The following is a 20,442-nucleotide window of genomic DNA, read 5'->3' as shown; positions in this document are numbered from 1 at the left end:
GACTCCTGCCATAGACAGAAGCCATCCTGGTGCTGCTGAAGCTTGGCTATTTGCAGTTAAGCTTCTTCGTCATTGAGTTCTTCTTCGAACTCCGATACGCTTTCTCTGCGGCGCTCGTTCTTCTCTTGCAACTCGTTTTGCTGTGAGCTGCTGATCTCGGTGCTGAACTCATTCAAGTATTGCTCAGTTTCATTAATGTTCTGCTGCGTATTTGCAATATGCTCCTGCAAATGTTCCGCGTTATCCGACCGATTGTCCGGCTTTGCCATACGGATATTCCCCCTTATTCGTGTTGGTAGTCGGGCACCGGTTTAGCACCCAAGAGCTATTGTGACCCAAGGGCTGGGGTTTTTATGCAAATGAATTAACTAAAGTTAATTGTCTAAGCTTTGTTGTTTTATTACATTTAGAGGGTAATAATGGTTATCTAATCATATTCTAACGTTAACGAATAGAGGATAAATTGAAACTTTTGGAGGGATAACGATGTCTGTCATCATTGTTGAATGTCCAAACTGCGGGCAAAAGAACGAGGTTGAGTCTCAGAAGCTGAGACTGGCAAAATGCGGAGCATGTAATGAGAGTCTTGCTCAGGACGATGTGATTCCGGCAAGCTTTTCAGATGAAGAAATCGCCACTGTCGTAGAGTCGGCTCCAGCAGAAGTAGTAGAAGAAGAAGTGGATACAGACTCCTGGATCTCTAAGATCGGGGATCATGAGGAGCAAGTGAAGTACGTAAACAACGGGTTCTGGTCAAAAGTTAGAAAAGTTGCGTCAAAGGTGCCTTTTTCCAAAGAAGCGGTTGCCATGTACTTCTGTGCAATGGACCCGAATACGCCGGCCAAAGTAAAAGTAACGGCCATTGGTGCGCTTGCCTACTGGATTCTGCCAATCGATCTTGTTCCGGATATTTTCCCTATAGTCGGTTACGGGGATGATGCTACTGCCATATTCCTAGCTTACAAGGCGATTAGCTCGCATATTACGGATGAACATCGTGACAAGGCAGAGGAGTTTTTTGTGAAATAAGGGATTTAGACAGAGTGGGGGAAACGATAGCATGAACATGATGGTAATGGAATGTGAAAGGGTTGACGGGGATACAGAGGTAGCAAGGGAAAATGTCCTCACCTACATCCATTCTGAAATTAGCGGCTCAGAAGAAGCCAGTACGAATGAACAAATCACGCAAGTCTATAATCTGCATCGACCATTGAACTATGATATCTATTTGGATTTGAGCACAGGAGAGTGGCTTGCCAGAGGCGAGGCCATGGAGCTGTCTGCCGATGATATTCGTGTATTGTTCGTTATGCTTACAGAAGGGCTGTCCTGTACATCTCGGATGATCTTTAAAGCTAGATATAATCAGGAGCTTGAGCCGGGAAGCAAGAAAGATAGAGGCAGATTAAACAGCTACTACAGGAGATTAAAAGAACGCTTGAAGCTTTATGGCATTACAACCGAGCACTATACCGTGAAATTTGGGACAAGGTATTTTGTTGTTTATCCGGCACAAAGGTAGATGAGCTCGAGAAGCGTTGACCTTCCTTTCCTGCGGGTATATGCTGACCATAGAGGCTATACTGGTTGCGGAGGTGGGGAAACCATGAGTACGAACAGCTTTTATGATGCAAAGTGGAGAGAGTCGGGAGAGTTCCGTCCGAAGATCGTCGCGTATTACTATAAGCAGTGGGAAGACTTCCATATGGGATTCCATCAGCATGACTGGGCGGAGTTCATGTATGTCATTTCCGGCAACTGCACGGTGGAGACGAATAAAGATGTCATTGCCATGCGCAAAGGCGACCTTATTATGCTGGATGCTGGTGTGCCGCATAGGCTGATCGTTGAGAGCGGGAGTCCCTGCCGAATGCTGAACGTGGAGTTTGGATTCCAGCCCTGCGAGGGGATTTATCCATCGATGAATCAGCTCGCTAGTCATAATCCGATGTTTGCGAAGCTGCTGGGGCAACGTTTGGATACGATTGTACTTAGGGACTATGAAGATATTCAGGTGAATCTGAGGAATCTGGTCTTTGAACTGGATCTAGGCGGTGAAGGCGCTGAACGAGGCCGTGAGATGATGACGAATCTGCTCATGTCCCAGCTGCTGGTCCGTGTTGCTCGGTTAGTTGCCGTTGAGTCGAAAAATAGCGCGGAGCGCCAAATCCATCATTATGTGCGCCACGCGACAGAATATATTCATCAGTATTACGATACCGCTATTCTAGCCAAAGATATTGCGGCAGCTGTTAATCTGCATCCTGTCTATCTTCAGCGCATTTTCAAATCGAATATGGACAAGACGATCAATGAGTATTTGGTCGATCTGCGCATAGAGAAGGCAAAGATGCTGCTCGCCCGTACGGACGTACCGATCATTGAGATAGCGGATCATATCGGGCTCAACAGCCGCCAATATTTCAGTATGCTATTTAAGAAAATGACGGGAGTATCACCGGCAGAATACCGTAATTCCAAGAAATCAATCACAAGCTGGACCGACTATGAAGTTGAAATAGTTGACAAGATATAATGCATTCCGTTGCGAATGTGCAAACGCCTTCTTTTTCCGCCTGCTAGAATAAGGGTAACGAACGACCATACCCTGATAGGCGAAGAGGAGGCTTTATTTATGAGTTTTAAGGTGGCTTTTGTAGGCGCAGGCAGTATCGGTTTTACACGCGGTTTAATGCGGGATTTGCTCGCGGTGCCGGAGTTTAAGGATATTCAGGTTGCTTTTACAGACATTAATGAACATAACCTCGACATGGTGACTCAGCTGGTGCAAAGAGATATTCGTGAGAACGGATTGGGTATTGAAATTCAAGCGACAACCGATCGCAGAGAGGCGTTGAAGGATGCCCGTTATGTATTCTGCGTAGTGCGGATCGGCGGCCTTGAGGCGTTCCAATACGATATCGACATTCCGTTAAAATACGGCATCGACCAATGTGTCGGCGATACCCTCTGTGCAGGCGGTATCATGTACGGCCAACGCGGCATTGCCGAAATGCTGAACATTTGCAAGGACATCCGCGAGGTAGCTGAGCCCAATGCGCTGCTCCTCAACTACGCGAACCCGATGGCGATGCTGACTTGGGCTTGCAACAAGTACGGCGGCGTCCGCACGATTGGCCTTTGCCATGGTGTTCAAGGCGGACATCATCAGATCGCTCGCGCGCTTGGTCGTGAAAAGAAAGAAGTCGACATCATCTGTGCGGGTATTAACCATCAGACTTGGTATGTTTCTGTTAAGACTGATGGCATAGACAGAACGGGAGATTTACTCGAAGCTTTCGAAGCTGTTGAGGATTTCGCTCAGACCGAAAAGGTCCGTATCGACATGCTGCGCCGCTTCGGTTACTACTCAACTGAATCCAACGGTCACTTAAGCGAATACGTGCCATGGTACCGCAAACGTGCGGATGAGATTAAGGATTGGATCGATCTTGGCGTGTGGATCAATGGTGAAACAGGCGGTTATCTTCGCGTATGTACGGAAGGACGTAACTGGTTCGAAACAGACTTCCCGAATTGGATGCAGGCTGATCCATTCGTGTACGCAGCCGAGAACCGTGGTGAAGAGCATGGTTCTTACATTATTGAAGGCCTCGAGACAGGCCGAGTATACCGTGGTCACTTCAACGTCGTGAACAATGGCATTATCACGAACTTACCGGACGATGCGATCATCGAAGCACCGGGCTATGTCGACCGCAATGGCATCAACATGCCAGTTGTTGGTGACCTGCCGCTAGGTCCTGCAGCCGTCTGCAACGTCAGCATTTCCGTTCAACGCATGGCAGTTGAAGCTGCCGTTCATGGCGACGACAAGCTTCTCCGCCAAGCGATGATGATGGACCCGCTTACCGGTGCGGTATGTAACCCGAAAGAGATCTGGCAGATGGCTGACGAGATGCTGGTTGCCCAGGCGAAATGGCTGCCGCAGTACGAGGAAGCTATTGCAGCGGCGGAAGAGCGGTTGGCAAGCGGTAATCTGTTGCCGACGCGTGAGAATTATCAAGGCGCGGCAAGGCTTAAGACCAAGACGGTCGAGGAGCTCAGTCAAGATAAAGAGGCTGCGACTCGCAATGCGATTGAGTCGGATAAGGCGAAGGAACGGCCGGCGGCAGCGCATTAATCTAGTATTTGAAAACAACTCGCTCAGTATTGAACGAGTTGTTTTCAAAGATTTTTCAAATCTTAACCTAGTTACATATGTTCCCGTATACCTTGCATTTTGAGGCGGTAGTGTCAATACACCGTGTTGACAATTAATAGGGAGCGCCAAAACCCTTATTTTTGAATGATCTGTAGTATGACCGCAACAGAGTGGCTATGGAAGGTATTACCGAAATCTGTGAAGATTCAGATTGTTAGAAGAGCAGATCAGGAGATACCTAGAGGGAATACAACAAGTGTATCGTATGCTTTTTCTTTTGTTGAGTTAGTAGGAGGGGCGATGTATCTCTCAACACTAGCTAGAAAGTATAAAGTTGAACAATAATTAATGTAATGCTCTTATCCAAACCTACATCGGAAGTATAGGCTATTGTTCGTACCATGCAAGAACAGATTTTTATTCTGTTGGTGCGGCTAGGATACCAGGCATGTTTGAGAAATTTGATGACAAGGCTGCTGAGGCGTTTATTAACGCAATTAAGAACAACACTACTATTCGGAAAAGATTTCACAATTCTACAAAGATAAGAAGATTACGGTCTTTAGGTAATATTGTTTTAGAGAGAGTTTCTGAAGGACAGAAACTTGTTGGAGTTACAGGTTGATGAAACAAAAGAATTAGATTCTTTTCAGGTATACGTTAACAATTTTATTGTTCTATATTGTAAATTATTGTATGATAAAGAAAGTCCGAAAGCATCGGCAAAAGTCCATTGTTGGGAAGAACCCACATGGACTTTCTTTATTTGACTGCATAAAAAATTATTATCCCCGTCTAACATCTGGTTGAGTAAAGGTTGTTACTTTTAATATAGAAAGTTGGTACAGTTTGAATCGACATAATGCGATCTTAACCGCTACTATACCACCATTAATTCCTTATAGCTTATTAGCTGAATATGATGATTTTATTAACCCACAATTAAGAGAAGTAGTACATGCCAATTGTTTGCGTCGTTATTTAGAAGGAGCTATCGATTTATTACTTAAAGGAAAGTTGCTTAGATTGGCTAATGTAACAGAGGAACAATGGAATAAACAACAATTGAATGAAAAAATTATTTTAATAGGGAAATTTATTGATAAGAATATTGCTAAAAAGTTGCGTCGAATTAAAAATATAGGGAACAAGGGGTCTCATTACGGTATGGTTGTTACGGCCGAAGAGATTAAGCTAGGTATAAATCTTGCTTTGAATATTTTTGAAGACCTAATTGTGAATTATTTTTCTAAAAATAAATTTGGTTCGCAACTACCAGTCTTAACGTTACTTAGTTCTCTACCTCCAATTAAACGAGTTTATATTTTGGAGCAGGTTTGGAATAATGATAAGGGGAATTTATGGGTTGTTGATAAACTTTCAATGGCTTATCTCAAAAGTGGGGATATCCAGCAAAGTTTAGCTTTCCTGGATTCATTAAAAGTAGATTTAGGAGATAAGTATAATGAGTTTGTTTCCAAAATAAATATGATGGAGAATTACTTGCCTCAATTTGATATTTCTAAGAATATGTTAGATGTTAAAAGGATATTTAGTTTAATTGTTAATAATCTTGATACAGAATATCCAGAATTCACGAACCTTTTTTATGTACTAATTTCTGGCTATAATCATAAATAAGTAATGAGTAATAGGGGGAATGGGTAGATAATACATAATTAGAGCGCATTTGATTGTACCCAAGAGGTCAGAATTTCGATTAGATAATCTCGACTAACACGTTAAACAGAAACGGCAGAAATGTCGTTTCTGTTTTGATACTTTACATCAAATACCTGATACTAGATGATTCATGGCTCAATATTTGTCCCGTTCATATTTATTATTTATGTAATTAAAGATGACCTTTAGCTCGTCTATGGCATTTTTTATTCCCTGTATAACCTCTTCATATATTTCACGTTTGAATATAATTTGCTCATGTTCATAAAGTTGATCTGAGAAGTTGTAGCACTCGGCAATGAATTCACTTTTCCCGATGTTTCTGTTCTCATATAAGTCAGGTAAATCAATTATAAGGGGCTCATTGTAGCTACTTAAGATGCTTTCGTAAAATCTAGAGTTTTCATAATGACGTTCTACCATGTTATCAATAGTTTTATGAGTTCTGAGTTCATGTCTCAGAATTTCATACGGTTCAGGGAATTCATAAACAAAAATTCCATCATCAGGATTTTCGTACTTAAAAAATCCCTTTTCTCCAAAGCAGTCCTTTAAGGCCTTGGCGAAGTTGCTCAGAATAATATCTTCCGCGATACTATAGTGATTTATTGACGTTAGTTCTGCAACTAAACTTTTAATTTCCATCAAGTTATTTTTTAACTTCTTAGGCAGAAACACAAAAGAGCTCTCCAACTGCTTGTCGATTTCAGGAAATTCGAAAGATTTATTTAAACTTCCCCAGTAACTCACCTTCTCGTTTTGTTTAAGTATTGATTTTAGTTCTTCCTCTATAGGAATGTAAATCTCTTTTTTCTTCTCTAAAGCTGACTTTTGTTGTGCATTGTAAGTGTTTACTCGGAAGGTTACAAATACTGTTAGTAGTCCCCCAAGAACTGTGCTGATTAATGTTTTTAAGATATCTGTTTGTGGATTATTTGCTGGGTGGAAATAGAGGTATATAAAAATACTTAGAACAATAATAAGCAAGATAATAATATTTCGAAGTGAAGTAAGCACAAAGAACCTCCTATATCTATACCGTCTATAGAGAAACTCAGAATCATCTAGCAGGAACCAAAGATAGATTAAGTGTCTAAAAGAGTTATATGTATTTCCTTAGTTTAGTGGGTATTCTTATCCAATTATTACATAAACATGGCTGAGTTTATAGTTAATTGATAAAAAAACTTTCCCTGATGAATTAATTTTCTGCCATTGTCGATAGGGATATCCGGAGATAGAATAGCTAGTAAAAAAATATCCCCTAATCAAAGGAAATGCTGTTCCTGTAAGATTGGCACGCATCCTTGGAGAATCTATAGTGATTTGTAAGATGAGGTCAACGCTAGAAGTAATATTATAAGTTACCAAAATGAAGTTGCAGCTACTTCACAAAATGGCTAAACTTAGGAGGATGGGACTTTGAGCCTATACTCTTATTTTTGTTTTGAGAAATGGAGAAAATAAAATAATGACTACCATTATTAAGCGGATTGATGGAACTGATATAACATCTGAGATTAATAAAATACTTAATGATTTTTTAAAAAGAGTTTTTCAGAATTTGAATAAGCTTACATTAGACGATTTAACACCAAACCCACTGTTAATGAGGTTAGTAGGTGGTGTAGCAGAGCTTGAGACTCCGCGAGATATTATTGAGTATTTAATTAGTGCTAGGTTAGAGAGATCTACCAGTACTAGTTTTGGTAATACGATACAAAAAATAGCGATTGCCTTTACCGATACTTCTGGTGTTGAAGGTGCCGATTTAGAATTGTTAAGACCAGCAGAAGATGGCGGGACAGCTATTAAATGGCACATACAGCTTAAGTCAGGGCCGAGTACGGTAAATAAAGATATTTGCTTGCAAACATCATCTGAACTGCAATCAGCTGTCCGTAGGGCACCAGGGTCCGCAGGATTACTTGGCATAACCTATGGGAAAACAGAAAAAGTAAGCAATATTACCCATAAATATCTTGCTTTCGATTTTAAAGCAGGTCGTCAATTCTGGGATTTTATATCTGGTGATGCGGAATGTTATAAGAAATTGTGGCAGATTACAATTGAAGTTGTAGACAATTATGTCGATAAAAGTGGTAAAAATTTAAAAAGCTTGATAGATGAAAAGCGCGCTCAATTAACTATGGAATTTGAGATGAAATATGGAGACTCAGATGAAGGAATGTGGAACAATTTCCTTGAGGGAAACATGTAAAATATAGAGAGTATTAATGGGGAGTTGACTATTATGAGTAGTAATTTGATGATCGGTGTTGTTAAATTTTGGAATAAAAAGATGGGTTATGGATATATTGAGGTTCAAAACATGGAAGTTGATGTCACAATAAAAGTAGAAAGCTTTATTAATGGTAAAATACAAGATTTAAGAAAAGGGGATAAAGTAGAATTTAATATTAAGTATCAAACTAACGGCAACCCAGTAGCACTTAATATCAAGGTTCAAAAAGAGGAAATAAGTAAACCGGTAATTACATATAAACTTTATGATATATCCGGAAATGAAGTGAAAAATCATGATTTACAAGAAAGAGAGCACTGGTATGGGCATGGTGTTAAAAAAGAAGAGCTATTTGTTATGTTATATGGGGATAGATTGGAAATTGAGATTAATCCCGATAAGGAACAAGATCCTAAAGTTTTAGATTTGCGTAACAAAACAAATGGTAAACTGGGAGACCTAAAGACACAAAATAACCCTTTTTTTAGCGTAGATAACAGACAATACACTGTTACGTTTAATGTTTCAGATGCGAATGAATACAGTGAAAGCTATAAAAATAACCTATCCCAAGTAGATATTTACTTTTGGGTAGACTGGATAGCAGTTAAGTACGAGGATAAAGAAAAAAATAAATTTTTTGAAGTAAATCCTATGACTGGAGTATGGAAAATACAATTAGATGATTTATTGCAACTATGTAAGCAGAATCCACCCCATGCTTATAATCAAAGAAAAACTGATAATAAAGGAAACGCTAAAGAAAGTTATAAAATAGATTTAAAGCATAATTATTTTAAAAAACTTGTATAATTGTCAATTGTTCAACTAGAAGCTTTGGTGTGGGTTTTTAAAAGCGTAGATACGTTAGCAAAATAAGTGACTTATATTAAAATGTGTGTGAAATGGAGAGAATAGATTGCGCTATAAATATGAGGAATTAATTGATGCACCTATAATTATAGATGCGATTTATGAGAGTGGTTCAAAAGGGAATCCTGCAGCAGATGATCCATTAAATAAAATTTTTAGATTGAAGGAATTCAGTAAAAGTGTAGGGAACAGAGGTGGCTTTCGAAAATCTAACAAAGAAAAGAAAGGGAAGCCTACTCGTGAAATTGCCTATGCTGTAATTTATACAACCGGAAAAATAAAAGAGTGGCCGGATGAATACGACAGGTTAAAGGGCTCGTTTATATATTATGGAGACAATAGGGAACCAGGTAACCATTATTTGAATACAAAACATAAAGGTAATTTACTGTTAAAAGAAATCTTTGATAAGGCTTATAGCGGCAGTGAAGAGCAAAGAAAGAGTATACCTCCATTATTTGTGTTTGGATCCACAGGGGTAGGATTAAACGTCCAATTTTTAGGTCTTGCTGTACCTGGTGTGAAAAATCAATCTCTTGAGAAAACTCTAGAATTGCTTTCTTTCGATCAAAAAATGTTGACATATCAAAACTACAAAGCATACTTTACCATGATTCAAATTGAACCGCACGGAATAAGTAAAGAATGGTTAAAGGAGTTAAAATCAATTGAAGGAGATGTATTTAACAATGCACCAAAGGAATGGGTTAGCTTTGTAAAAAACGGTATAGAGTTAGTTAACCTATATGATTTCTCCGATCAATCTATTTACGTTTCTGAAAGTAACACATCAATTCTCCCTAGTGAAAAACAATATCTAAGAATGGTAAGAGTTACTCAAGGAAAGTTTCGGGAAAGCTTATTAAAAGTTTCAGCTTCCTGCAAATTATGTAATATGGATAATCAACAATTATTGATAGCGAGTCATATAAAGCCATGGAAAGATTGTAATGAACAGGAGCGCTTGAATTATTATAATGGATTTTTACTTTGTCCAGCTCATAATGCAGCTTTTGATCAAGGGTATATTACTTTTAACGATGATGGTAAAATTAAAATTTCCAATAAAATGACTTCTAAGAATGCGGAACTATTAAAAATCTCCCCAGATTTATCAATTATTTTACATGAATCGCATATAGAATTTTTAAAATGGCATTATTCAAAAGTTTTCATTGACAATAAAATATAAAAAAATAACTTTTTTTCTTGTAAAGTGTTTCATGGGTTAAACAGAAAAAAGTTTTACACAAAACAGTATTCAAAGGCTTATCCATATTTAGGATAAGCTTTACTTTTTATTGGTATCCGTCAGAGAGATATACACATAAAGAAAAATATATTGCAGTGTATTCAAGATATAATGAAATAAAAGGGTTTTAAGATAAATAACAGAAAAAATTTAACATGATAATTATTCTGAAATAGGGCGAGATAGAGTGACAGAGATCCTCTTCGTAGTCTTTTTGAAACGTTTTTTGAGTTATGATGTCTATCTACATATCCTGAATATCCACTTATTGGAATGTTTCTTAACCCGTCGAACGTTTTCTCGTTTAGAACGGCAAGTAACCTCTAAGTCCCCTCCTTAAAGAATTGCTAAGCTATAATATTAATTCAAATTAAGGATAGTATCAAAACAAATCCAAATTAGTTAACGGCTCATCACGTTATCACCAACAAGCAGCTTTGAGGAAATTTAAGGTTTGTTCGCATTGACAAGCGAACATTCTTTTTCGTTTCAATAAATTTTGCTGGACCCCGCATATGAAATCATGTTATAATACCTTATCAGAACGATAGAAATGGTGATAAGTATGATAGCAGTTTCATTTTTCGCTGGAGCCGGCGGTCTCGACATTGGCATGAAAAGAGCTGGCTTTGACATCAAGTTGGCTGTCGAACTTGAGGAATTATACTGTGAGACGCTAAGCTCCAACTTTCCGAAGCTAAACGTCAAGCAAGGTAACATTATGGACTACGACAAAAATAGAATATATAAAGAAGCAAAACTTGGGCATGGTGAGGAAATTGATATTATGTTCGGTGGTAGCCCTTGCCAATCGTTCTCGACGGCGGGCAACCGCCAAGCGTTCGGAGACCCGCGCGGTCAAGCAATGCTTAAATTTGCGGAACTCATCGCCGAAGTGCGCCCTAAAGCATTTTTGCTCGAAAATGTGAAGGGCCTTTTGTCAGCAGCGTTAAAGCACCGCCCTATTAATCAACGTGGCAAAGAATCGGAGCCGTACACCGAAGAAGAGCGTGCAGGAAGCGCGCTTGCGCATCTGCTGACGTACTTCAACGAATATCACGTTGAACCAAAGCTAATTAACTCGGCGGATTATGGCGTGCCCCAGACGCGCGAACGGGTGCTTCTCGTTGGTGTACGTAAAAACCTTGGTTTGAAGTACAAGTTTCCGGAAGCGACACACAGCAAAGATGGGAAAGAAGGAAAAAAGCAGTGGATTACAGTCGGCGAATTGCTGACAAAAATCAAAGTGGACAAGCACCACCATGCTAAATACACTCCTGAGCGCCTGCGCTATATGCAAATGATTCCGCAAGGCGGAGGGAATTGGCGTGACTTAATCCCTTATGGCGATGATGTCGTGCGTGAGGCAATGGGGGGGGCATACGCAAGCGGTGGTGGAAAAGTTGGATTCTTTCGAAGGGTGTGGCTTGACAGGCCGTCCCCGACGGTTTTAACTAGTCCGAACCAAAAAAGTACGAACCTTGGACATCCGATTGAAGACCGTCCTCTGAGCATTGAGGAATATCTTGCCATCCAGGAGTTTCCGCTCGATTACAAAATAGCCGGAAAATTAGATAAGCAATATGTTCAAATTGGGAACGCAGTGCCGACGAGGTTGGGTGAAGTGATCGGAAAATCGATAGCTGAATTTCTAAATAACGCAGCATCTTCCAAGAATAGAATTGTCCCGATCGCCGTGAACGGTTAAGGTTAAGATGAAAGCATAGGTGTCTTTAGACTGACCCCCGTTGTTGAGACAGGGATCAAAACATCTTTCAAGATTAAACAGCCAGTCGTCGGAAATCAGCCGGCGACTGGCTGTTTAGTTTCGATTGAATTCGAATTGAGTTATAGTAAGTGATGTAGTCTCGAACGGTCTGTACAACGATTGCCTTCGTTGTTTGGGTTAGCCTTCGGGGTAGAACGTTTCAGACTTTAGAGTGGATTGAAACGATTTGATGGGGCATTATCAGCGGGCGTTCCTTTGCGGGACATGCTCATGGTAATGCCTTTTCCTTTTGCAGCTTATTGAGACGCTACAGACGTGTAACCACTGTGTTGATCGCTGTGAAGGATCGTCCCTGGAAGATCAGGCAGCTGGTTAAGCGTGTCTAACACAAATTCCGTGTCTTGCCTATCTTAAATGCTACTGGCTACAACTTCTCATTTATAAAAATATAAAATGCTCGATAGGTACAGCATTTTTCCTCCATACGGTAAGTACGCAATATTTGTGACAAGTTTTTTTAGAGGTGCATCCGCTTGAAACTGATGTTGTAAGAGATACCTCGCTATGAAGGCAGGCTGCCATGTTGGTTTCTGTTTTGATCTTGACTCGGCATTGCAATTGCTCCTGCTGCATTATCCGTTGGACGCGCTTGTGATTGATTGCAAGTTCTTTTCGAAGCAATGCAGTAATCTTTTCTGTATCCTTAACGGAACCTATATGACGGATACAGATCTCACGAATCTTCTCCGTAATCACATCTTCTGGTTGTTCGAACTTAAACGCAGCATTCCAACGATAGTAAGTAGCAGGTGGAACTCCTAGCCAGATACACTATTGTGAAACACTAACTACATCCCGAAAGTACTTAATTATTTCCAGTATGATCTTTGGCGATAATTCCTTTCCATCTCCTTGTACTTTTTTAGCATTACTAATTGTTGCCTCAAAAAACGATTTTCAACCCTCAGTTGTTCTAGCTCTGAAGTATACTCCGAAACTTTACCATACGTGTATTGATTACAGACAGGTTGCTCCAGCCGGTTCATTTCACCATTACGGTACCAACGTATTCACGTTTCCACTTATATCTTGTTCCGTATATGTAGTTGTTCCATGACCTCCTTCACTTGTTTCTAATGGGTAGCTAACTCTTGTTGCCAAGCAAAAAATACCTTTTTTATTAATCGAAGCATGGCTTTTATCTAGTTCTGGTATCAAAAGAATTAATAAGAAATTTCCAACCACTGTGCTTTCATTATCGGGGGCAGTTTCAAGTGTAATGTCGATTACTTAAACATGAAGGCAGTCCAAGTGTAATGCGGACTACTTCAAGTATGTATGCACACAAAGTATAAAGCCTATTACTTAAAGAATGAAGGGCAGTCCAAATGCAATGCAGATTACTTAAAGTATGTAGGGAGTCCAAGTGTAACGTCGATTACTTAAAGAATAAAGGCAGTCCAAGTGTAATGCGGATTACTTAAAGTATGTAGGCAGTCCCAAGTGTAACGCTGATTACTTAAAGAATGAAGGGCAGTCCAAGTGTAGATTAATTAGAGTATGCAGAATCGGTAAGAACTAATAACTTTCCATTGTTGGGGGTGAAAACAATGAATGAGCATCTATTATGGAGTGCTGTGCATGCTGCGGCCGAGGGTAGAAATCCGAGGGAAATGATCAGAATTCTATACAATAGTAAGTTTCTTGATGGTCTAGAAAAACGAATGCGCTATAAGTGGCCAAACATTGCTCCTGAGGATCTAGATAACATGATTATTGCGGCGGCAGTGGATGACCTTTACAGAGCAATAACCACGGGTAAGCAGGTACATAGCCCAGGGGGGTATATATTCAAAGCGGCAAATAATCGTGTATTAATGTTTATTAAGCAACAGAAACAAATGCTGGAAAAGTTAAAGCACAATGCTAAAGGTGTTCAAGATTTTGAAGACCCATATCAGGAAAACCCTGAAAGCTTGGATTATGATCAACGTTTACTGAGGAGTTTGCAAGAAGCGCGTAGGTTACTCCCAAGGCTCGGTAAAGAAAATGTTCAGAAGGTGATGAGTTATGTATTTGATTGTATTGAAGCTCGTGTATACGATGTAACACCAGCTATTATTGCTGAAAATTTAGGAGTATCAGCCAGAACAGTTAGTGTTCAGTTGAAAAGAGGCTTCGAACGACTGGAACGGATTGCTCTCGAAGAGGTACTAGGTGACCGAATTTTAGAGGAAGTTGAATTAATTATTGATTTTGATGAGGTTAATGAGGTGGATGACGATGAGGGTTAACCCTAATACATGGTTTCATGTTGTTCGATTGATTGAATTAGCGCGCGGAGTAACGACAGACGTGGATGAAGAAATTGATCGTATCCTTGAACTTGGAAATGACCAGCCATTGGAGCGTAATGAGGCTGTAAATTTGCTAACAACAATCGTTGAATTGCTTTGTAATAATTCCAGAGCTCGGGGTGATATTGAAGGGGTAAATTCATTGGAGGGAGACATCAAGGAGCTTGTGCATGAAATTATTGAAGGACGCGAGGATTCATATTTAAAAGGAGATAAAAAAGAGATGAATAATACAACGACAAAGCAAGAAGTTATCCTTCAAGAAAGAAATGGAATTAAGGTTACTCCTGTGTTTCCCATTCCATTCTTTCATGAGAAAGAGATTCCCATGAATGGTGGCTTTATTAAAACGAATGATATTAATCTCTGGGAAAATAATGATAGGTTAGATATCCATGTCCACCAATTTAAACTGCTAAAAGGCCGCGATCCAGAGGATATTGAATTGCTTGAGATTATGCTAAGTAAGATGCCACTTCCCGGTGTTACTGAAAAAGATCAGTTTAAAATCATGGAATTGGCTCGAAGTATTGCAAATAATGGTCTACGTAGGCCACCTATAATTGATATAGACGGCACACTTTTAGATGGAAATCGGCGAGTTACAGCGTGTTATTATATTCTAAGAAGTAACGAGTTTACGTCTGAGCAAAAAGCTCGGGTTGAGTATATTTACGTTTGGCAGCTAACACAATTTTCTACTAATGAGGATCGTCGAAGAGTAGTTGTTTCAATGAACTTTGAGAAAGATTGTAAGCAGGACTGGCCTGAATATGTTAAGGCAGCTAAGATATATGAAGACTATCAAGCAATGTTAGCACTAGAGCCTTATGCAAGCGCTACGAGACTGCGTGATCTCATACGACAACTTTCACAACAATATGCACTTGGGCCTGACCCTTCATATGTTAAGAGGTATATTCGCATGATGGAAGAAGCAGAAGAGTTTGAGGCGTATCTAATTGATGATCGTGGTAATGAAAAATATGAAGTTAAACATAAGTCATCTCAATATTTCCAGTATTTTGATGAACTAACTAAAGGCCGTGTTGCAAATACATTAGATGAAGACCAACTTCTTTCTAATTTAGTTTACGATCTTCTTTTTGAAGATAAATTTGTCAGCTGGAAACAGATACGTGATCTACCAAAGATAAGCAAAAATGAGGAGGCACGAAAATATCTTCGAGAAGCACGTGCAGAAAAAGATTTGGAAGAAGCCCAGGATAAGGTTGTCGCAGCTTGTGCACATGTACAGGTTACTGATAGAGAGAATCGGATGCTTGGGGCTAACGAAAGAATAGTTAATTTCACAAACTTTTTAATGCAGATTCCAGTTGGTGCGTTCGCTGATGGAACTATTGGGAAAAATGCTCTAAATGATCTACAGATTGCGCTTGAACATGTGAATAAACTTATTAATGAGAATGATAAATATAAAGATAGTCAAGAGGAAGAAGATCATGAATGATCATGTATATCAGACTAACTCATACATTGCGGAAGTACATGTAAGTAATGATCTAGATAAAGTTTTGATTGTACCTAGAAACATTAAAGAAAAGCAGGTGGTTAGAACCAAAATAAAAAATGTACTGCCCAATACCCAGCTCAGCATGATAGGTGGAGGTTATGTAATAAATCCTCTTGATGCAATTCACTTGTTTACTAGTCCTACTTGCCTCAATTTACAATGGTCAGTGGAAGCAAAGCAGTTTGTTCTTAATCGTTTACAGATCAGGGGGAATTATGAACGAATAAGATTGGAAGTCGAGAAGATAAAGCTGAATGGTAGAGAAGCTGCAGAGTCATTGCTAATAGGAATGGATATAGATGCCCTTGATGATCATCAGACGGTTAATGTTGCTACAATGACAATTCCTGATGGGTTTGGAATGTGTATATTTGATGAGCAGGGAGCTGGAAAAACAGTAACAGCAATATATGCCTACGATGTACTTGTGGAACGCGATGAGATAGATTTTGCTCTAATTGTAGCTCCTAAGAGTATGATTGCAGAATGGCCACAAGACATTCATCGCTTTAAAAAGGATCTCTATAAAGTTATGGTAATGGCAGGTTCAATGGCTGAAAAACGAAAAGTACTCTCATCTAGGGCTGATGTAATTGTAACAAATTATGAAACTGTAGTTTCGATGGAGACTGAGTTGATAGCACTTTTTCGGCAGTATAAGGGACGTTGTGTATTAATAATTGATGAATCGTTTTTTATTAAAAACAAGGACGCTAAACGAACTCAATCTCTTAAACGACTTAGAGAATGGTGTGGACGTGCTTTCATTCTTTGTGGTACTCCCGCTCCTAATTCCCCATTGGATCTAGTGGAGCAAATTAATTTAGTTGATATGGGTTATGCTTTCGATGGTATAGAGCTGCCAGAAGACCGTTCTGCTGCGGTTCCAATCGTGAAGCAAATTGTTGAGACTCGAGGGCTCTTTGTACGGCATTTAAAGCAAGATGTTCTACCTGATTTACCGCACAAATTGTTCAATACGGTTTTAGTTCAATTGTCCCCGCAACAAAGACTAGTATATACCGAGGCATTACAAGGTTACTTAAGCGATCTTCGAACTGCGGATGATGCTACTTTTAGAAAGCAACTAAGCTCATTTCTTGCTAAACGTAGTGCTCTTTTACAAATTTGTTCAAATCCATCTTCGGTAGTTCAGGGGTATACTGAAATACCGGCAAAACTTTTAGTGTTGGATGATATCCTCGATGAGTTAATAATGCGCCGAGGAGAAAAAGTAGTATTATGGTCTTGTTATAGAAAGTCCATTGATACGATAGTTGCTCGATACCAAAAGTATAATCCTGTACGTTATGATGGGACAGTTTCTTCAGTTGAAGAAAGAAGGAATTATGTTCGATTATTTCAAGAAGATTCCAATACAAAAATATTTATAGGTAATCCAGCAGCAGCAGGTGCCGGATTGACCCTACATCGTGCAAGATATGCTATTTATGAGTCATTTTCTGATCAAGCAGCTCATTATTTACAAAGTCTTGATCGAATACATCGTAGGGGACAAGAAAAAGAGGTTGAGTATATAGCTTTATTAGCCGATCAGACTATTGAATTATCTCAATATCAGATTATTAAGACTAAAGAAGAGGTTGCACATGATTTACTCGGTGATAACATATTTGATTCACCATCAAGAACGGTATTTCTTAAAGAGGCTGAAAACGCTGCTGTGCTTCTGGGATTAACAAGTGCTGCCCCAGGCTAACTGCTCGTGAGGAACAGATTTACAGATAACTTTGATGCAATGAACGTTAATTTGATCTCTCGCTGTCTAATTTGTTGACAGCTTGTTGACCAAAATCGTCAACAAGCAATCAAACGTAAACAGACAGAATAATATACTATGGTTAAAACTCTTATTAATCAAGGTTTTATCCATCTATCACAGAACCCAACCAACTCATATATGTTTCCGCATATGATACATATCCAAGAGTTAACCCTTTTGGAATTGTATGAATAAGCTATAACGGCTGCCGCCTCCAATTTGGACGCGGCAGCCATTCTTTTTTGATTATTTCGTCTTCTTCCAATAAACACCCGTTATATCTATTACAACAAGCGGATCGGTAATGCCATGAGCAGCGCGGAAATCATGTACAGCTGCAGCGCAATAGCCGATTGAATAGTCGTCAATGATGACATATCCGCCGACAGATACTTTTGGATATAGATTATTCAGTGCATCCATCGTCGAGGAGTACATATCGCCATCCAGACGGGCAATAGCTATTTTCTCCGTTGGCGCTGTGGGTAGCGTATCCTTGAACCAGCCTTTCAGGAAGACGACGCTATCGTCTAACAAATCATATTTGCGGAAGTTGTCCTGCACCTCAGGCAAGGACACGCGCAAAAAGTCCTGTTCGTGGAATTTCGACGTTGCATCAATCGGATATTGAGGATCCGGTTTAGGCAGTCCTTCAAAGGAGTCAGCGACAAGTACTTTGCGGTGTCTTACACCGTGTGCTTTCAGAAAGCCACGCATGAAGATACATGCACCCCCGCGCCATACGCCTGTTTCAATAAAATCTCCTTGGACATTATTGAGGATGACGTCATTCATAAGTTGATGAAGGTTATTCATACGGATACGCCCGATCATACTATGGGCAATGATAGGCCAATCGAGGCCTTGAAAGCGGTTCTCCTTCGTAGCACCTGGTTCATGCTCCAACCAAATCTCAAATAATATTGTTTTTTTTCAATAATTCCAGATACATCTCTGTTGCCGTATTATTGCGCATATTCACAGTCCCTTCCATTTTTATGGATAACTATGAATATGAATCTAGCTTGAGAGTGGCTTGTGTGTACGACCACTGTGTGCTTTTCTTGTGCTACAATAATGTTAGTAAACTAACCATGCAAAGGATGACCCATCCATGCCGGTCTACAATAAACTCGTTCGAGATCTTATCCCTCAAATTATTGCTGCTACTGGCAAAGAAAGCCGTACTCATGTTTTGGAAGAGGAAGAGTATGCTAGAGAGTTAGTGATCAAGCTTAAGGAAGAATCGGAAGAATATTTCTCCGCGCAGAACCCACAAGAGTCACTGGAAGAGCTTGCGGATATGCTTGAGGTTATTCGTGCATTAGCCGTTGTACATGGTGCCTCATGGGAGCGACTTGAAGCATTGCGGGTAAAGAAAGTAGAAGCACGCGGCGGATTTCAGGATCGGGTATACCTAATCGATGTCAGCGAAGGAGTATGAACAATGACGAATACAACCTTTGTTTATGTGACTTATATGGCAACGACACCGGAAAAGCTATGGGAAGCATTGACGAGCAGCAAATATACTGAACAGTATTTTTTCGGCAGCCAAGTTCAATCCGACTGGCAGGAAGGTTCTAACATTACTTATTCAAGAAATGGAGAAGTAACCGATTACGGCGTCATCTTAAAGTGCGAACCGCAGCGTCTGCTTTCTTTTACATGGACCTATGTCGCTGATCAAGCTGTTCGTGAGCAACCGTCGAAGGTGACTTTTGAATTAACAGCTATGGGCTCGACAGTAAAATTAAAACTGAAACATGAAGACCTTATTCCGTCAGATCTTGTAGATCGAGAGGATACTTTTGAAGGAATAAATAATGGCTGGCCAGCTATACTGAGTAACTTGAAAAGCTTACTGGAGACAGGGGAGACTTTGTCGGCCGTTTCCATTTAACTAGCCTAAGTCAGGCATGATCATCACCTATAACCACAAGGACTGTGATATTAATAATGAAACTTCAACTAGACAACCATACCATAGAACTTAACGTCCTCTACGGAGTCAGGAAAAAACTCTCGCTCCAAATGGATTCGATGGGTCATATCACGATCAAAGCTCCTAATGGAGCAAGTGACGAGTTGGTCCTACAGGCTGTGAAGCAGCATGAAAAAGAGATCTTACGCAGACTGCAGGCGTTAGTTGCTGCTGCCGAGGCGGCCCCTAAGGTTAGAGAGTATGAAGAGGAAGGCAAGTTCCTTCATCTCGGCAAGTTTTATTCCCTTCACAATCTAATCGACACGGATGGACTGAGTGAAGAGGAGCTCAAACTCAATCTCAGGAAGTTCTACTTCTCCAGCTGTAAGAAGGTTATTGGCGAACGAATTAAACCGTATCAGGACATGTTGAAGGTGAAGCCCAAAACTATCGATATTGTAGAGTCAGCCACAAAGTGGGGAAGCTGCAGCTCGAGTAAAAAGCTAACCTTCAACTACCGGCTGGCCATGGCTCCGCTGGAAGTGATCGATTACGTTATTATTCATGAGCTGTGTCATCTCACGCATATGAATCATGACCGCTCCTTCTGGCGTCTGCTTGGAAGTATTATGCCGGACTACAAAGCGAAGGAAGAGTATCTGGCCCGGTATGGGCAGGCGATGACGCTCTAATTTCCAAGTTTTAATCTCTAGACATAAATATGGCTATGAGCCAGTATAGTGTTGGAGCACTCTGTTATAGAGGGAGAATTCGTTCTCTCTCTTTTTTATGTTATCAGAGTCTATTTTTGTGTCGAAACTAACAGAAATATGGATACTTTAGTGCTATGATAAATCTATTGACAGCATTCGACTGTAACGGAGTTAGGAGGTC

Annotated in this window: 19 protein-coding genes and 1 pseudogene; 15 read left to right on the top strand and 5 right to left on the bottom strand. The window is 40.0% G+C overall.

Going from position 1 to position 20,442, the window contains the following annotated elements:
• Nucleotides 1–56 precede the first annotated feature (56 nt).
• Nucleotides 57–269 carry a small acid-soluble spore protein Tlp gene (tlp, locus tag AC0YNT_RS01340; protein ID WP_475802996.1) on the bottom strand — a complete coding sequence of 71 codons (213 nt, stop codon included), beginning with the start codon at nucleotides 267–269 and terminating at the stop codon, nucleotides 57–59.
• Nucleotides 270–486: 217 nt separating this feature from the next.
• Here tlp and AC0YNT_RS01335 point away from each other — a divergent pair, with 217 nt between their 5' ends.
• The 5 genes from AC0YNT_RS01335 to AC0YNT_RS01315 all read left to right on the top strand — a co-directional run bounded on the left by AC0YNT_RS01335 (nucleotide 487) and on the right by AC0YNT_RS01315 (nucleotide 5,809).
• Nucleotides 487–1,029 (top strand): YkvA family protein, encoded by a 543-nt coding sequence (locus AC0YNT_RS01335; protein WP_475802995.1) that lies wholly within the window; start codon nucleotides 487–489, stop codon nucleotides 1,027–1,029.
• Between the two features lie 31 nt (nucleotides 1,030–1,060).
• Complete coding sequence (locus AC0YNT_RS01330) at nucleotides 1,061–1,525, top strand: hypothetical protein (protein ID WP_475802994.1); 465 nt, start codon at nucleotides 1,061–1,063, stop codon at nucleotides 1,523–1,525.
• An 84-nt stretch (nucleotides 1,526–1,609) separates the two neighbouring features.
• Entirely contained in the window at nucleotides 1,610–2,539 is a 930-nt protein-coding gene (locus tag AC0YNT_RS01325) for a helix-turn-helix domain-containing protein (protein ID WP_475802993.1), read from the top strand.
• 99 nt (nucleotides 2,540–2,638) lie between these two features.
• Nucleotides 2,639–4,147 (top strand): alpha-galactosidase, encoded by a 1,509-nt coding sequence (melA, locus tag AC0YNT_RS01320; RefSeq protein ID WP_475802992.1) that lies wholly within the window; start codon nucleotides 2,639–2,641, stop codon nucleotides 4,145–4,147.
• An 870-nt stretch (nucleotides 4,148–5,017) separates the two neighbouring features.
• Nucleotides 5,018–5,809 (top strand): DUF4145 domain-containing protein, encoded by a 792-nt coding sequence (locus AC0YNT_RS01315; protein WP_475802991.1) that lies wholly within the window; start codon nucleotides 5,018–5,020, stop codon nucleotides 5,807–5,809.
• 177 nt (nucleotides 5,810–5,986) lie between these two features.
• On the opposite strand, the gene AC0YNT_RS01310 is transcribed toward AC0YNT_RS01315, so the two are convergent.
• A complete protein-coding gene (locus AC0YNT_RS01310) occupies nucleotides 5,987–6,868 on the bottom strand; it encodes a hypothetical protein (RefSeq protein ID WP_475802990.1) in 882 nt (293 codons plus the stop codon).
• Between the two features lie 454 nt (nucleotides 6,869–7,322).
• Between AC0YNT_RS01310 and AC0YNT_RS01305 the strand changes: the two genes are divergently transcribed.
• The 4 genes from AC0YNT_RS01305 to AC0YNT_RS01290 all read left to right on the top strand — a co-directional run bounded on the left by AC0YNT_RS01305 (nucleotide 7,323) and on the right by AC0YNT_RS01290 (nucleotide 11,929).
• The gene (locus AC0YNT_RS01305) at nucleotides 7,323–8,072 is read left to right on the top strand and encodes a PmeII family type II restriction endonuclease (protein WP_475802989.1); all 750 of its coding nucleotides are present in this window, start codon (nucleotides 7,323–7,325) and stop codon (nucleotides 8,070–8,072) included.
• A 33-nt stretch (nucleotides 8,073–8,105) separates the two neighbouring features.
• On the top strand, nucleotides 8,106–8,909 hold the full coding sequence (locus AC0YNT_RS01300) for a cold-shock protein (protein WP_475802988.1): 804 nt from the start codon (nucleotides 8,106–8,108) through the stop codon (nucleotides 8,907–8,909).
• Between the two features lie 106 nt (nucleotides 8,910–9,015).
• On the top strand, nucleotides 9,016–10,161 hold the full coding sequence (locus AC0YNT_RS01295) for an HNH endonuclease (protein WP_475802987.1): 1,146 nt from the start codon (nucleotides 9,016–9,018) through the stop codon (nucleotides 10,159–10,161).
• A gap of 625 nt (nucleotides 10,162–10,786) precedes the next feature.
• Entirely contained in the window at nucleotides 10,787–11,929 is a 1,143-nt protein-coding gene (locus AC0YNT_RS01290; protein WP_475802986.1) for a DNA cytosine methyltransferase, read from the top strand.
• A 73-nt stretch (nucleotides 11,930–12,002) separates the two neighbouring features.
• Here AC0YNT_RS01290 and AC0YNT_RS01285 read toward each other — a convergent pair whose 3' ends face one another.
• Together AC0YNT_RS01285 and AC0YNT_RS01280 are read right to left on the bottom strand one after the other, a co-directional pair.
• Nucleotides 12,003–12,110 carry an IS3 family transposase gene (locus AC0YNT_RS01285; protein WP_475803402.1) on the bottom strand — a complete coding sequence of 36 codons (108 nt, stop codon included), beginning with the start codon at nucleotides 12,108–12,110 and terminating at the stop codon, nucleotides 12,003–12,005.
• A gap of 278 nt (nucleotides 12,111–12,388) precedes the next feature.
• A complete protein-coding gene (locus tag AC0YNT_RS01280; RefSeq protein ID WP_475802985.1) occupies nucleotides 12,389–12,706 on the bottom strand; it encodes an IS3 family transposase in 318 nt (105 codons plus the stop codon).
• 854 nt (nucleotides 12,707–13,560) lie between these two features.
• Between AC0YNT_RS01280 and AC0YNT_RS01275 the strand changes: the two genes are divergently transcribed.
• The 3 genes from AC0YNT_RS01275 (at nucleotide 13,561) to AC0YNT_RS01265 (ending at nucleotide 17,561) form a co-directional block, all read left to right on the top strand.
• Complete coding sequence (locus tag AC0YNT_RS01275; protein WP_475802984.1) at nucleotides 13,561–14,244, top strand: RNA polymerase sigma factor; 684 nt, start codon at nucleotides 13,561–13,563, stop codon at nucleotides 14,242–14,244.
• 61 nt (nucleotides 14,245–14,305) lie between these two features.
• Nucleotides 14,306–15,778, top strand: coding sequence for a ParB N-terminal domain-containing protein (locus AC0YNT_RS01270; RefSeq protein WP_475802983.1), 1,473 nt, complete (start codon nucleotides 14,306–14,308; stop codon nucleotides 15,776–15,778).
• Nucleotides 15,771–17,561, top strand: a complete 1,791-nt coding sequence (locus AC0YNT_RS01265; protein WP_475802982.1) for a DEAD/DEAH box helicase — start codon at nucleotides 15,771–15,773, stop codon at nucleotides 17,559–17,561. Before AC0YNT_RS01270 ends, AC0YNT_RS01265 begins: the two co-directional genes overlap by 8 nt.
• Before the next feature lie 309 nt (nucleotides 17,562–17,870).
• On the opposite strand, the pseudogene AC0YNT_RS01260 reads toward AC0YNT_RS01265, so the two are convergent.
• Nucleotides 17,871–18,600: pseudogene (locus tag AC0YNT_RS01260) on the bottom strand (TylF/MycF family methyltransferase).
• 138 nt (nucleotides 18,601–18,738) lie between these two features.
• Between AC0YNT_RS01260 and AC0YNT_RS01255 the strand changes: the two are divergent.
• Genes AC0YNT_RS01255 through AC0YNT_RS01245 form a run of 3 tightly spaced genes read left to right on the top strand, consistent with a single transcriptional unit; the run spans nucleotide 18,739 to nucleotide 20,240 of the window.
• Entirely contained in the window at nucleotides 18,739–19,068 is a 330-nt protein-coding gene (locus tag AC0YNT_RS01255; RefSeq protein WP_475802981.1) for a nucleoside triphosphate pyrophosphohydrolase, read from the top strand.
• A gap of 3 nt (nucleotides 19,069–19,071) precedes the next feature.
• Nucleotides 19,072–19,527, top strand: a complete 456-nt coding sequence (locus AC0YNT_RS01250; RefSeq protein WP_475802980.1) for an SRPBCC family protein — start codon at nucleotides 19,072–19,074, stop codon at nucleotides 19,525–19,527.
• A 56-nt stretch (nucleotides 19,528–19,583) separates the two neighbouring features.
• On the top strand, nucleotides 19,584–20,240 hold the full coding sequence (locus tag AC0YNT_RS01245) for a M48 family metallopeptidase (RefSeq protein ID WP_475802979.1): 657 nt from the start codon (nucleotides 19,584–19,586) through the stop codon (nucleotides 20,238–20,240).
• Nucleotides 20,241–20,442 lie beyond the last annotated feature (202 nt).

Source organism: Paenibacillus sp. J22R56, assembly GCF_056269375.1.
This window is presented reverse-complemented; position numbering and strand designations above follow the sequence as displayed.